Origin of the sequence: Capnocytophaga sp. H2931 (genome assembly GCF_002302535.1) — a bacterium.
Taxonomy (GTDB): Bacteria; Bacteroidota; Bacteroidia; order Flavobacteriales; family Flavobacteriaceae; genus Capnocytophaga; species Capnocytophaga canis.
Window position 1 is genome coordinate 2,187,034 of the sequence record NZ_CP022381.1, and the last position, 13,622, is coordinate 2,200,655.

The 13,622-nt window shown below is 37.0% G+C and carries 8 protein-coding genes; 5 read left to right on the forward strand and 3 right to left on the reverse strand.

The features are described from left to right. The first annotated feature begins 63 nt into the window (after window positions 1-63). The gene (locus CGC52_RS09300) at window positions 64-2,193 is read left to right on the forward strand and encodes a suppressor of fused domain protein (protein WP_095894192.1); all 2,130 of its coding nucleotides are present in this window, start codon (window positions 64-66) and stop codon (window positions 2,191-2,193) included. Window positions 2,194-2,277: 84 nt separating this feature from the next. Here CGC52_RS09300 and CGC52_RS09305 read toward each other — a convergent pair whose 3' ends face one another. Further along, a complete protein-coding gene (locus CGC52_RS09305) occupies window positions 2,278-2,496 on the reverse strand; it encodes a heavy-metal-associated domain-containing protein (protein ID WP_042009945.1) in 219 nt (72 codons plus the stop codon). Between the two features lie 153 nt (window positions 2,497-2,649). On the opposite strand from CGC52_RS09305, the gene serS reads away from it, so the two are divergent. Next, window positions 2,650-3,918, forward strand: coding sequence for a serine--tRNA ligase (gene serS / locus CGC52_RS09310; RefSeq protein WP_095894193.1), 1,269 nt, complete (start codon window positions 2,650-2,652; stop codon window positions 3,916-3,918). Window positions 3,919-4,120: 202 nt separating this feature from the next. Here the strand turns inward: serS and CGC52_RS09315 are convergent, their stop codons facing one another. After that, window positions 4,121-4,432 carry a hypothetical protein gene (locus tag CGC52_RS09315; protein ID WP_095894194.1) on the reverse strand — a complete coding sequence of 104 codons (312 nt, stop codon included), beginning with the start codon at window positions 4,430-4,432 and terminating at the stop codon, window positions 4,121-4,123. A 202-nt stretch (window positions 4,433-4,634) separates the two neighbouring features. Continuing rightward, entirely contained in the window at window positions 4,635-9,110 is a 4,476-nt protein-coding gene (gene dnaE / locus CGC52_RS09320) for a DNA polymerase III subunit alpha (RefSeq protein ID WP_095894195.1), read from the reverse strand. 197 nt (window positions 9,111-9,307) lie between these two features. On the opposite strand from dnaE, the gene CGC52_RS09325 reads away from it, so the two are divergent. The 3 genes from CGC52_RS09325 to CGC52_RS09335 all read left to right on the forward strand — a co-directional run bounded on the left by CGC52_RS09325 (window position 9,308) and on the right by CGC52_RS09335 (window position 13,616). Then, entirely contained in the window at window positions 9,308-11,161 is a 1,854-nt protein-coding gene (locus CGC52_RS09325) for a DNA topoisomerase IV subunit B (RefSeq protein ID WP_042007175.1), read from the forward strand. A gap of 20 nt (window positions 11,162-11,181) precedes the next feature. Next, on the forward strand, window positions 11,182-12,405 hold the full coding sequence (locus CGC52_RS09330) for a Gfo/Idh/MocA family protein (RefSeq protein WP_095894196.1): 1,224 nt from the start codon (window positions 11,182-11,184) through the stop codon (window positions 12,403-12,405). 203 nt (window positions 12,406-12,608) lie between these two features. Then, complete coding sequence (locus CGC52_RS09335; RefSeq protein ID WP_095894197.1) at window positions 12,609-13,616, forward strand: bifunctional oligoribonuclease/PAP phosphatase NrnA; 1,008 nt, start codon at window positions 12,609-12,611, stop codon at window positions 13,614-13,616. Window positions 13,617-13,622 lie beyond the last annotated feature (6 nt).

The following is a 13,622-nucleotide window of genomic DNA, read 5'->3' on the forward strand; positions in this document are numbered from 1 at the left end:
GGGTTCTATCTTTTTGATTTACTTTTGTCGCTTAGAATATATTTTTCTGGTAAAATAACTTTTATGACTGAAAAACAAATCTTAGCAAAGATAGAAAAGTGGGATAAAGACAACAAAGTATCCGCCATTATTGAATTTATTGAAAACCTTCCTGTACAACAAAAAACATCGCAAGTTTTAAGTGAATTAGGCCGTGCGTACAATAATTTTTATTGGCTGATGCCCTCTGAAGAGAATCGTGCTTACTTGCAAAAGGCTGTGAGTGTCTTTAACTACGTCAAAGATGATATACCTTCCCAAATATGGCACTATCGCATTGGCTATGCCTATTTCTTTTTAGATAATATAGAGAAAGCGAAAGAACATCTTTCACATGCCTCTGAGGGTAATGGAAAAGATTTACTGGAATTTCTCAAAATTGCTGAACAAAAAGGATTGAAACCCACTGAAGTTGCTCCACAAGGAGCTTTGAAATTTGAATTTCTGTTCGAAAAATTCATAGCACTTATTCAAGAAAAAGCACCTGCTTTAGTTTCTGTACTTGGCAAAGGAGCTTCAGATACAACATTGGATGCTTTTGAGCAAAGAATGGGCATTAATTTGCCTGAAGACGTACGTTATTTTTATAAAACTTTTGATGGACAAACGGATAACAATGTTTTTTTCCTTAATAATGCACAACGTTTTATTTCCATTCAAGAAGTAGAAGAACTACAAAAGCGATGGCTCTCATTTGTTGTAAACAACTATGGGAAAAATTGGCAAGATTTAACATTTTCGTCCGATGATTTTTTTGATGACGACATTATCAAAAATCAATTGTTTAGCCAACGTTGGATTCCGTTTTTGATGCAACATAATGAGCAAGGAAACGAAGAATATTTGTGTTTTGATTTTGATAGCATCAATGAAGAAGACTTTGGGCAGCTGATCAGTATTTCCCTTTCGGATAAGCTCCAAAGTTATTACGTAGATTATGTTAGTCCCAACATTTGGTCGTGGCTCTATACCACTACTAAAAATATTGAAGAAGGATTTGTTGTCTATGACGAGAAACTCAATTCCCTAATGTTTACTACCACAGATGACTTTTCTGCTGTTTATTACACTGAAGATGAGTTAGATACTTTAAAGAATTATATTTCTGAAAACATAGGTCAAATTGATGATGTATTCCCTGAACTTATTTCATCTGACATTCGCTGTGATATTTACATCATCAAGCCTACGCCTGAACGGAATTACTACACCCTAATAACAGGAGGAATGGGAGCCTTTGATATGCTCGTTCCCCAAGATCATGAAGGGAGTACTAATGCCGAATTAATGATTAACCTTCCTCCCGATTGGAATGTTTACGGAAATGATGAAAAAGATTTTTGGCCGATCAGATGGCTCAAAACCTTAGCACGGCTACCTATTGAACAACAAACTTTTTTAGATTGGGGGCATACTATTCCAACAGGAGAACCTTTACCTGATACTCCGTTCACTTGTTTGATGCTCATAGGAAGCGAAACTAAAGACCGTAGTAATGCCTTAGTAACACTTCCTACTGGACGCCAAGTTCAATTCTTCACTTTAGTACCGCTCTATGAGGAAGAGATGCTTTATAAATTGCAAAATATGGCAGAAGCTCTCATTGAACGATTCGAAGCGAAAGCAATTCCTTATCCTCCAGTGGTAGATGTAAATCGATTGAACGTATGCGAAAATTTTGTCCCATCTGAAAATCATGCTGCCTTGGATGGCGTAGCATGGGCATTCAATAAAATCAATTACGTGGGGCTGATGCAATTTTGGGATGATGTTCGGGCTTATAACGAGTACATCGAACAAGATTTAGATTATTTTAACCCCTTTACAACCCTGTTCAAAACATCTAAAGTGAAAGTTATTTACGAGGCATGGGTTAGAAGCGAGAAAGATTTATTACCATTTGAGGAATTCGTTGAGCCGATTGACAATATTTTTAATCAGTACAACGAGCAAAACGGTTTTTATCAAGCGGAAATCATTGCAGAACTTCAATCAGGAGATAATAATTCTTTTGGTGCATTGGAACTGCTTTGGAATATCCACAACTGTTTGCAAAACAAAGAACTTGGCGACAATATCTTCTTTGAAGGTTTTGAAATTGAAGGTTACGAGGATGATATTACTCCTGTGATATATTTATGCTTAGGAGACTAATGAAAGAGCGTTGGATGTTTTCCGAAACAGGAAACATCAACGCTCTAAAAAAGTCTGTCAGTGAAAAAACAATGTTTTTTTGGATTATGACTCCAAAAATTCAATGTTAAATCCTTTACTTTTTACGATTTCAATAATCTTTTCAGCAGAAACATCGCTGTTCACACGTAGAATTTTATCAGGATTATCAGTATCAACGCTCCATTGGTCTTTCCCTAAAGCGTTATCTAACTCATTCTGTACTTTTGATACACATCCTCCGCAATTAAGATTTGTTTTGAATTGTAATTCTTTGTTTTCCATTTCAAATATTTTAATACGCAAATTTAGAAATGATTTTCGATTAATAAATCATAAGACTTAATTTTTTTAGAAAAATGAGGTTATTCTTTGTCTTTGTGAAATATTATTGTATTTTTGTGAGTTCAATAATCTAAAATATAAAGTATACGAAATATGTTACAACTTACGTTTGTTAGGGAGAACAAAGACGTTGTTTTAAACGGACTTAAAAAGCGAAATTTCAAAGACTTACATTTAGTTGATGACATCATCAATTTAGATGAGAAAAGACGTGCAACCCAAGCCGAATTAGATAAGGTATTAGCAGAATCAAATAATATTTCAAAAGAAATCGGAATTTTATTCAAATCAGGAGACACCCAAAAAGCGAATGAACTAAAAGCCAAAACAGGTGAACTTAAAGATAAATCTAAAACTTTATCGGACGCTTTGAATGAAATTTCTGAAAATCTTAATGTATTGTTGTACCGCATTCCGAATATACCAAATGAGCTGGTGCCCTTTGGAGTGTCAGATACTGATAATGAAGTAGTTTTTCAAGCGGGAGAAGTACCTAACTTAGGAGATAAAGCTTTGCCACATTGGGAATTAGCAAAAAAGTACGATATTATAGACTTTGAATTGGGTGTGAAAATTACTGGAGCTGGTTTTCCAGTCTATAAGGGTAAGGGAGCAAAACTGCAACGTGCGTTGATTACCTATTTCTTAGATAAGAATACTGAAGCAGGTTACCAAGAGTTTCAAGTACCCCATGTGGTGAACGAAGCATCGGGATACGGTACAGGGCAGTTGCCTGATAAAGAAGGACAGATGTATCACGTTGGTTTAGATGATTTGTATCTTATCCCTACGGCAGAAGTGCCTGTCACAAATTTTTTCAGAGATGTGTTAGTATCTGAAAATGAGTTGCCTATATGTTGTACAGCTTATACGCCTTGTTTCCGCCGCGAGGCAGGAAGTTATGGAGCTCATGTTCGTGGATTGAATCGCTTACATCAGTTCGATAAAGTGGAAATTGTGCGTGTAGAACACCCTGATAATTCCTATAAAGCCTTGGATATGATGGTGGAACACGTTAAATCAATTTTAAATGAATTGAAGTTGCCATATCGTATTTTACGTCTTTGTGGTGGTGATTTGGGCTTCACATCAGCATTGACGTATGATTTTGAGGTGTATTCCACAGCACAACAAAAATGGTTGGAAATCAGTTCTGTATCTAATTTTGAAACGTTCCAATCCAACCGATTAAAATTGCGGTATAAAGATAGTGAAGGCAAAAATAAATTGGCTCATACCCTCAATGGAAGTTCTTTGGCCTTGCCACGAGTATTGGCTGGAATTTTAGAAAATTACCAAACTGAAGATGGTATAGTTATCCCAGAAGTGTTAAGAAAATACACAGGATTTGATAAAATATAGTTAAGAAGATAGGTTTAGTTTTCATAGTTAGTAGGTACCTCAATTAGCTGAAATAAATATGCTAATTGAGGTATTGAATTTATGACAAACTACTATTAGTCTTTGTAGATATGCTGAGTACAGAAAATTATTTTAAATTTTATGTGTTTGCCTCAACTTTTAAAGATTTAATCCTTTGTTACTAAACAGTATAATGACTTTTTTATCTTCTTGATTTTTTTGAAGGGGTGATTTTGAACTTCATCCAAACTCCTTTATGGTCGCTGGGATATATCCCCAAAGGTTTTATAATTGTATCCTGAAAATCATCTTTAATAGGCTTCGACCGACAAACAGAACTATCCGTTCCAAAAAGTTTAGCTTCTAATACTTTAATTCCTTTTCCTTTATAATAAATCAAATCAATACGTTTGCGTTCATCTGCCTTAGGCGCCCAAGTAAGTTTTTTGATGTCTGTATCTGCATTATAGCAAGGGTGTGTAAAACCAGAGTGAGTTAAAGGATTACGATACAACCTTTTATTTGTTCAATCCTGTATCATTTTTTTTCAGGACGAGACACCATACGAGCTTTTTTACTTTGTTTTTACGGATTTAGTGTGTTATTTTTTTTCCCCATATTAGAATTATATAATGCTTAATAAGTACAATCATTTTACTTTCTGGTATTCTACTGAGGGTTGTTTTCTTACAAGTTTCGTTATGTTTTTTATCGCTTTAATCATTATCATCAACTAATGATTCATGAATCTCTTCCTCCTCTTCAGTTTCTACCGTTTTAGAATCTTCTTTGGTGTCGATGAGTTTTTTAGGTTCTCGTTCGTTTAGTAGATAGCGTATTTTTTCCTTGTCTAAGGCATCTAAAAATTCGTTCGAAATATGTACACCTTGATTTGGATTGTCCATGCTAATGGATATTTTTTCTTCGGCAGATTTTATCCTGTAGATGACAGGGCAGTTTCCTGAAAATTTTGCTATATTCTCTTTAAAAAAATGAACTGTATGTTCCGAAATATCATTTACGCCAAATTCGAAAGCTACTTTTTTTGTCATCTTTTGTAGAACATCTTGCATCATAATCATTTCCATGAATTTGATGCGTGGTTCACCCCGTTCGTTGGTATCTTTTTTAACCCAGCCTTCTTCTACTTTGAATTTGCAAAACAGAAATGTCGACGGGATCAAATAGTTACGGAATTTTAAATAATCTTCGTTGAATAAACGAAATTCATACGCACCATCATAGTCTTCCATGATGAATGAAGCCCAACCTTTTCCGTTTTTAGCAGTGTTGTGTTTCACGTCCGTAATCATTCCAGCAACATTTACTTCTCTGTTTACAAAAGGTTTTAAATCAGATAGTTGATTTAGTGATAAGTTGCAATATTGCCGAATAACGTGTTTAAATTCATCCAAAGGGTGCCCCGAAATATAAATCCCGATAACTTCCTTTTCACGGCGTAGCTGCTCCAAATTACCCCATGTTTCGCAGTTGGGAACTATGGGTTCAGGGACATCTACTTCGCTACTGCCTCCGAATAGACTCATCTGAGCAGAATTCTTACTTTCTTGGTACTTACTTCCAAAACGGATTGCTTTTTCCAAAAAAGGAATTCCATCAGCTTCGGCGTGAAAGTATTGAGCTCGATGTACTTTCGTAAATGAATCAAAACCTCCTGCAAGTGCAATATTCTCAAAGGCTTTTTTATTGATATTTTTATAATCAACGCGTTTTGCTACATCAAAAATAGATGTGTACATTCCTTCTTTACGATGTTCCACTATGGTGTCTACGGCATTTCTTCCTACTCCTTTGATAGCTCCTAACCCAAAGCGAATATCTCCGTTTTTGTTTACCGTAAATTTATAGAAAGATTCGTTTACATCAGGGCTTAAAACTTTGATTCCCATTCGTTTGCATTCTTCTAAAAAGAAAGTAACTTGCTTGATATCATTCATGTTATTGGATAGTACGGCCGCCATAAATTCCGCGGGGTAGTTAGCTTTCAAAAAAGCTGTTTGATAGCCAATCCAAGCGTAACATGTGGAATGTGATTTGTTAAAGGCGTAACTTGCAAAGGCCTCCCAATCTCGCCAAATTTTTTCTAATTTTTCGGGGTCATGTCCTCTTTCGGCAGCCTGACTGATGAATTTAGGTTTCATCTTGTCCAGTACGTCCTTCTGTTTTTTACCCATTGCCTTACGCAGAGTGTCTGCATCACCTTTGGTAAATCCTGCTAATTTCTGAGAAAGGAGCATTACCTGCTCTTGATACACTGTGATTCCGTATGTTTCTTTAAGGTATTCCTCCATAGCTTCAAGGTCATACACAATAGGTTCCGTACCATGTTTTCGGCGAATGAAACTCGGGATATACTCCAACGGGCCAGGTCGATAGAGAGCATTCATCGCAATGAGATCAGCGAAAACAGTAGGCTTCAACTCCTTCATGTATTTTTGCATTCCAAGGGACTCGTATTGAAAAATACCGACGGTTTCACCTCGTTGGAAAAGTTCATAAGTTTTTTTATCGTCCAGTGGAAACTCCTCAGGATCAAGGTCAATTCCTTGACGTAATTTAATGATTTCCACTGTATCTTTGATAAGGGTGAGTGTACTAAGCCCCAAAAAGTCCATTTTCAGAAGTCCTGCACTCTCTACTACCGAGTTATCGAATTGGGTAACGAATAAATCCGAATCTTTTGCTAATGAAATTGGTACAAAATTAGTAATATCATCTGGAGTGATGATAACTCCACAAGCGTGAACCCCTGTATTACGTACCGAACCTTCTAAAACTCTTGCCTGTTGGATGGTTTGGCTACTCAAATCATCGCCTTCTAACAACTGTTTAAGTTCGTTGACCTTAGGGAAGTCTTCGGAGCGTATTTTTTCTTTCAAGGTTTTATCATCGGCATTGAAAATCTTTTTGAGCGAAGGCATTTTATCGGGTACTAAACCAGCCAATCGGTTTGATTCTTCAATGGGAACAGCTAAAACACGAGCCGTATCTTTGATAGATGATTTAGCGGCCATTGTTCCGTAGGTGATGATTCGAGCTACTTGGTTTGCCCCGTATTTATTTATTACATAGTCAATTACAAGTTGGCGACCCGAATCTTCAAAATCAATATCAATATCAGGCATACTCACACGGTCAGGATTCAGAAAACGCTCAAAGAGGAGGTCGTATTCAATTGGATCCATGTTGGTAATTCCTAAGCAGTAAGCTACAGCAGAACCTGCTGCCGAGCCACGTCCTGGCCCTACCGATACTCCCATATTCCGAGCAGCAGCAATGAAGTCCTGTACAATAAGAAAATATCCTGGATATCCGGTTTTTTCTATAATAGATAATTCAAAATCAAGGCGTTCTCGAATTTCGTCGGTGATGCCTTGCTTGTATTTTTTTTCTGCACCGACGTATGTAAGATGTCGCAAATAGTTGTTCTCTCCCTTCTTTCCATCGGGGTCGTCCTCCACTGTAAATTCAGCAGGAATATCGAATTTAGGTAGTAGAACATCTCGTCCCAAACCGTAGGGTTCCACCTTGCTGATAACTTCGGAAATATTTAAAATCGCTTCGGGTAAATCTTTAAATAAAGCTTTCATCTCCTCCGTCGATTTGTAATAATACTCCTCATTAGGCATCCCAAACCGATAACCACGCCCACGACCGATAGGAGTTGCCTGTTTTTCATTATCTTTTACACATAGCAAAATATCGTGTGCGTTTGCATCTTTTTGGTTGATATAGAAGGTGTTATTAGTTGCAATGAGCTTTACATGGTGCTTTTTAGCGAGTTCGATAAGCGTTATGTTTACGCGATTTTCATCTTCCTGACCATGTCGCATGATTTCGATGTAAAAATCTTCCCCAAATTGTTCTTTCCACCACAAAAGAGCATCTTCAGCTTGTTTTTGACCGATATTCAGTACTTTGGACGAGATCTCTCCGTTCATTCCTCCCGAAAGTACCATCAAATCGCTCTTATATTGTTCTACGATTTTCTTATCAATTCGAGGTACATAGTAATATCCTTGAGTGTAGGCTATGGAAGCCATTTTTGCTAAGTTATGGTAGCCTTTTTTGTTTTTTGCGAGTATAACTATTTGATATCCATTATCTTGGTGTGATTTATCCAAATGGTCTTCACATACATTAAATTCGCAACCTACAATTGGTTTTATGGTAATTTCAGTGGGTTGTTCGCCATTTTCGATGGCCTGTTTGTTTTTAGCTTCTGCCGATTTGTTATATCCTGCCACTTCTTTTACAAAATGAAAAGCAGCCATCATATTTCCGCTATCGGTCAAAGCCACGGCGGGCATTTTCTCTTGAGCGGTTTTTTTTACTAAATCAGAGATGGATGTAGTAGATTGTAAAACAGAGAATTGCGTATGGTTGTGCAAATGGGCAAAAGGAGCATCTTCGAGTAGAGCTATGTTGGCTTCTATCTGTTGCTCAGTAAGTCCACCTTCAGTTTTTTGAGATTGACGGATTTTGTCGGAGGCCTCTTTTAAATTGATGTGTTTAAGCCCAATAGGTTGAATTTCAGTAGGATTGTGTTTTTGAAAATCGGAAACATACTCTGGCGTAATAAACTCTTTTGAAAATCCTTGCTCGATGCGAATCAACTCAAAGAAACAGCGTGTGGTGGCTTCCACGTCGGCCGTCGCGTTATGGGCTTCAGCAAAGGGGATTCCGAATAAAAATTCGTGTAATTCTGTTAGGGTAGGTAATTTAAATCGCCCTCCTCGTCCTCCAGGTATCTTGCATAGTTCGGCAGTAATTTCAGTACACGTATCCAAAATAGGCATTGTGGTCAATGGGCTTTCTACCCCATAACGTAGAAATTCCGCCCCCATAATGTTGATATCAAAGCCTATGTTTTGCCCTACTACATACTGTGATTTTTTCAGAGCATCGTTGAATTTTTCAAAAACAACCTGAATCGGAACTCCTTTACTTTGAGCGAGTTCTGTGGAAATTCCGTGAACTATTTCAGCATCGTACGGAATGTTAAAATCATCAGGAGCAATCAAAAAATCTTGATGTTCCACCAGATTTCCCATTCGGTCGTGTAATTGCCATGCAATTTGCACAGCACGTGGCCAGTTGTCGGTATCTGTAAAGGGAGCGTCCCAACGTTTAGGTAAACCTGTAGTTTCCGTATCGAAAATTAAGTACATAGTGTCTGAATGTTTTTAGCCTACAAAGTTACAAAATAAGCAATCAAAAATAGTTAGGGTATTCAAAAAATTATCCACAGTTTTGAAATGGAGTAGGGGTAAGGAGGTGTCAGATTTGAAAAAAATAATTTTCAAATTTTCGAACAAATGTAAATTTTAGTATCTTCGCACACAGTTTTTGAAATACTTTGTCACTTATGGAGAATATACAATATACGGAAGATAATATCAAATCGTTGGATTGGCGGGAGCATATCCGTATGCGTCCGGGTATGTATATCGGAAAATTAGGCGATGGTTCCTCTTCCGATGACGGAATCTACATTCTCTTAAAAGAGGTTTTAGATAACTGTATTGACGAATTTGTCATGGGAGCTGGTAAAACTATAGAAGTGAAAATCAGCGATAATCGTGTGGATGTACGTGATTATGGTCGTGGGATTCCGTTGGGGAAAGTAGTGGATGTAGTTTCAAAAATGAACACAGGAGGAAAGTATGATTCCCGAGCGTTCAAAAAATCCGTAGGGTTGAATGGGGTCGGAACCAAGGCAGTAAACGCCCTTTCAACTTATTTCAAAGTGGAATCGGTACGTGATAACCAATCAAAATCTGCAATTTTTGAGAAAGGAATATTGCTTGAAGAGTCCCCTGTGGAGGAATCAAACAAACGGCGAGGAACCAACGTGATTTTTATTCCCGATGAAAGTATTTTTAAAAACTATAAGTTTAGGAATGAGTATATTACGCGTATGCTCAAAAATTATGTATATCTAAATCCAGGACTGACGATTCACTTCAATGGAGAGAAGTTTTATTCAGAAAATGGACTCAAGGATTTATTGAATGATAATAATAATGAAGAGGACTTTCTATACCCAATTATCCATCTGAAAGGAGATGATATTGAGGTTGCTATAACTCACAGTCGCACTCAGTATAGTGAGGAGTATTATTCGTTTGTCAATGGTCAAAACACAACACAAGGAGGAACCCATTTAACAGCATTTCGAGAGGCTTTCGTGAAAACGCTTCGTGATTATTATAACAAATCATATGAAGCAGCAGATATCCGTAAGTCCGTAATTGCAGCCATTTCAATTAAAGTTATGGAGCCTGTGTTTGAAAGTCAGACAAAAACGAAGCTTGGTTCAACTGAAATGGGTGAAGGAATGCCTTCAGTTCGAGCATATATCAATGATTTTATAGGCAAGCATTTAGATGATTTTTTGCATAAAAATTTGGAAGTAGCCGAAGAAATCAAGAAAAAAATCGAACAAGCCGAGCGTGAACGGAAAGAGTTGGCTGGTATTCGAAAAACGGCACGGGAATATGCCAAAAAAGCAAGTTTGCACAACAAAAAATTGCGGGACTGTCGTGTGCATTTGACCGATTCAAAGAATTCACGAAATTTAGAAACAACATTATTTATAACGGAGGGAGACTCAGCGTCGGGCTCAATTACCAAGTCAAGGGATGTGGAAACACAAGCCGTGTTTAGCTTGAAAGGAAAACCGTTGAACACTTACGGGATGACCAAACGTATTGTGTATGAAAATGAAGAGTTTAACCTACTGCAAGCGGCCTTGAACATTGAAGACTCAATCGACGATTTACGATATAATAACATTGTCATCGCCACTGATGCTGATGTGGATGGAATGCATATTCGTTTGCTTTTAATAACGTTTTTCTTGCAATTTTTTCCCGAACTTATCAAAGAAGGACATGTGTATATTTTGCAAACCCCTTTGTTTCGTGTTAGAGATAAACAACAGAAGATATATTGCTACAGCGAGGAAGAAAAGCAAAACGCTATCAAAAAGCTCAAAGGAAAACCTGAAATTACTCGCTTTAAAGGATTGGGAGAGATTTCTCCAGATGAATTTAAGCATTTCATAGGAGAGGATATTCGTTTAGATCCTGTAATGATGGATAAAACCATCCACACTGATCAGCTTTTAGATTTTTATATGGGGAAAAATACCCCTGACAGACAGGAGTTTATCATCAATAACTTACGTGTAGAGGTGGATATGGCGGATGAGCGATAATAATATAAAAAAGGGGAATAATGACAAAAAGTGTTTTTAATTTAGCTGTAGCTCCTATTGAAAATCTTTCAATCGGATTCATAGGTGTAGGCATTCGAGGTGTAGAGGCGTTGAAACGTTATATGTGCTTGGATGTGCATATTTCGGCAATATGCGATATTTATCCCGAATATATCGAAAAAGCAAAAAAAATCACTGAAAAACAATCTGTTGCTCCTGTTTTTTTATCAGGAAAAGAAGATTGGAAAAAACTTTGTCAGCTACCGAATCTTGACTTGGTGTATATTTCTACTCCTTGGGAGATGCATACTGAAATGGCTGTTTATGCCATGCAACAAGGCAAACACGTAGCCATTGAAGTTCCTCTAGCCATGACTGTGGACGATTGTTGGAAAATTGTAAAAACAGCCGAAGCCACTCAGCGACATTGCATGATGCTTGAAAATACTTGTTATGACAATTTTGAATTGATGACCTTACAGATGATTAAAAAAGGACTACTGGGGGAAATTGTTCACGGCGAAGGGGCGTATATTCACGATTTACGTCGTTTGAATTTTCAACAAAATGATCGCGATACTCTTCGAGGGGAATGGCGAATGAAGTACAGCCAAACTCACAATGGAAATCCATATCCAACACATGGAATAGCACCAATTTGCCAAGCGATGAACATCTTGCGAGGAGATAATTTAACGCGTTTAGTGTCCATGTCTTCACTGGCTATTGGAATGCAACGATACGCTGAAAATACCTTTGGTAAGGATTCTCCACAAGCACAAGTTCAGTATACAGGCGACATGAACTTGACGCTCATCAAAACAGCTTTAGGAAAAACGATTCTTTTGCAACACGATGCTACTAGTCCACGTCCTTATTCACGAATTTTTTTGCTAAGTGGCACTGATGGTTTTGTACAGAAATATCCTACGCCACAAATATATTTTGATAAAAGAGCTACGCCACAGCTGTCAACCCATGAAATGGAGCTATACATGCAAGAAAATGAACATCCATTTGTGAAGCAAACAGCATATTTGAGAGAGTTGCTTCCTAATCAAAAACCAATGGACATCATCATGGACTATCGTTTGGTATATTGCCTCAAGAATGGGCTCCCGTTGGATCAAAATGTTTACGATGGAGCCTTATGGTCGTGCATAACGGAACTTTCAGAACTTTCGGTACAAAATGGTAATATCCCTGTTGAGATTCCAGATTTTACAAAATCCATAAGTCATTAGAAAACCTCATTTTCGGTCGTAAGGAAATAAAGTGTTAGTTTCTAATTTGGCTATAATGTTAATTCAGAGAAGAAAATAGTATTTTCCATCTCTTAAATTACCCATTGATTACACAAAACACACTCCTATTACTTTCAAAATAAACGTTATAAAAAATATAAACTATATCGAAAATTAAAAATATTGTCGTACATTCGTCCCCTATGAATATACATGATATAGAGTCCACAAAACTATTGCTTAAAAAGCAATCTAAAATAAGTATCATCCCTCATAAAAATCCTGATGGAGATGCTATAGGAAGTTGTTTGGCGTTGTATCACTATTTAAAATTAAAGAATTGTGATGTGACAGTTGTTTCTCCAAATGATTTTCCGAGTAATTTGAAATGGTTACCTGATGCGGAAACTATTCTTATATATGATAATCAACCCGAAAAAGCTAGGGAGCAAATCAAAAAATCACAGCTCATTTTCACATTAGATTTTAATTCTTTGAAACGAGCGGATACATTAACTCCTCTTTTAGAAACGTCCAAAGCTACCTTTGTCATGATTGACCATCATGAAGAACCTGATGGTTATGCACAGATTGCTTTTTCCAACCCTAAGGCAAGTTCCACTTGCTCAATGGTCTGTTCATTTATTGATGCTATGGGAGATCAAAACCTTATCAATAAAACCATTGCGACCTGTCTTTACACAGGAATGATGACTGATACAGGTAATTTCAAATATGCCTCCACAACAAGTAGTACGTTCAAAAAAGCATCATTTCTTATTGAAAAAGGAGCCGATAATAGCCAGATAAATAACAATGTATTCGACACTAATTCTTACAATAAATTGCAATTGTTGAGCATAGCATTGAAAAATATGGTTTATTTGAAAGACTATGACACTGCTTACATTACTTTATCAGCTGAAGAGTTAGCACAAAACGATGCTCAGAAAGGAGATACCGAAGGATTCGTAAACTATGGATTAACCATTAAAGATACCAAATTAGCGGTAATATTCATTCAAGAAAAAGATTATGTAAAGATGTCATTTCGCTCGAAAAACCAATATGATGTGAATGTTTTTGCTCGAAAATATTTCAAAGGAGGGGGGCATGTGAACGCCGCGGGTGGAAAATACAATGGAAGTATTGAAGAAGCAGTGGCTTTCTTCAAGGAAGTGTTGCCTGAAATTATCAAAAAACGTTATTAATAATCC

What these genes read in the sequence shown, in the direction of transcription:
- CGC52_RS09325 (WP_042007175.1), top strand. Translation starts at nt 9,308, where the DNA reads ATGGAGAATATACAATATACGGAAGATAATATCAAATCGTTGGATTGG.
- CGC52_RS09300 (WP_095894192.1), top strand. Translation starts at nt 64, where the DNA reads ATGACTGAAAAACAAATCTTAGCAAAGATAGAAAAGTGGGATAAAGAC.
- serS (WP_095894193.1), top strand. Translation starts at nt 2,650, where the DNA reads ATGTTACAACTTACGTTTGTTAGGGAGAACAAAGACGTTGTTTTAAAC.
- CGC52_RS09305 (WP_042009945.1), bottom strand. Translation starts at nt 2,496, where the DNA reads ATGGAAAACAAAGAATTACAATTCAAAACAAATCTTAATTGCGGAGGA.
- CGC52_RS09330 (WP_095894196.1), top strand. Translation starts at nt 11,182, where the DNA reads ATGACAAAAAGTGTTTTTAATTTAGCTGTAGCTCCTATTGAAAATCTT.
- dnaE (WP_095894195.1), bottom strand. Translation starts at nt 9,110, where the DNA reads ATGTACTTAATTTTCGATACGGAAACTACAGGTTTACCTAAACGTTGG.
- CGC52_RS09335 (WP_095894197.1), top strand. Translation starts at nt 12,609, where the DNA reads ATGAATATACATGATATAGAGTCCACAAAACTATTGCTTAAAAAGCAA.